Origin of the sequence: Mesorhizobium sp. M7A.F.Ca.CA.002.04.1.1, assembly GCF_004022805.1 — a bacterium.
GTDB lineage: Bacteria > Pseudomonadota > Alphaproteobacteria > Rhizobiales > Rhizobiaceae > Mesorhizobium > Mesorhizobium ciceri.
In genome coordinates this window covers 1-612 of the sequence record NZ_RZPL01001252.1, presented here as the reverse complement: position 1 = coordinate 612, position 612 = coordinate 1, and the positions used below count along the sequence as shown (strand labels likewise).

The window sequence follows — 612 nt, the reverse complement described above, 5'->3', positions numbered from 1 at the left end:
CTCAAGCGCTGCCGTAACGGCAGGCTGTTTAGGCTTTGCTAAATTAAGGCGACCAAGTCAACGAAAGGCTTGGTTCGAGGGGGGCGCGTGTCCAGGACAAGAGCCAATTTGCTGCTGCTGTTTGCAGCCGCTTTGTGGGGCTTCGGCAATGTCTCGCAAAAGATGGTGCTTGTGCATCTCGACGCGCTGAGTGCTGTGGGTCTGCGATGCCTGATCGGCGGGCTGCTTGTGCTGCCCTTTGTCTTCATGGAGAAGCGGCTTCCGCTCGGGCCGGACTATTTTTCCAGCTTGGCCAAGGTGGGCGCGCTGTTTGCCATCTCCATCACGCTCCAGCAGCTTTGCTATCTCGGGGCCTCCGTCACCAATGCGAGCTTCCTGGTAAGCACGGCAACGGTAATGACACCGCTGGCCGCCTGGTTTCTCGTAGGCGAACGTCCGACAGCGAGTCTTACAATCGCCGCCGGATTGACCCTTGTTGGAGCCCTGCTGTTGTCGGATGGGATAGCCGGGTTCAGCAGTGGCGATCTTACCGCTGTCCTCTCGGCTGCCTGCTATGCGCTCTGGGCAGTCGAGCTGGGCCGGCACATGCAGGTGCATGCGCGGCCGTTCACC

General features: G+C 60.1%; 1 protein-coding gene. It reads left to right on the top strand.

Annotated elements, in window-relative coordinates:
- Nucleotides 1–87 precede the first annotated feature (87 nt).
- The coding region (locus ENZ75_RS33635; RefSeq protein WP_164888271.1) for a DMT family transporter at nucleotides 88–612 on the top strand (525 nt) is incomplete at its 3' end.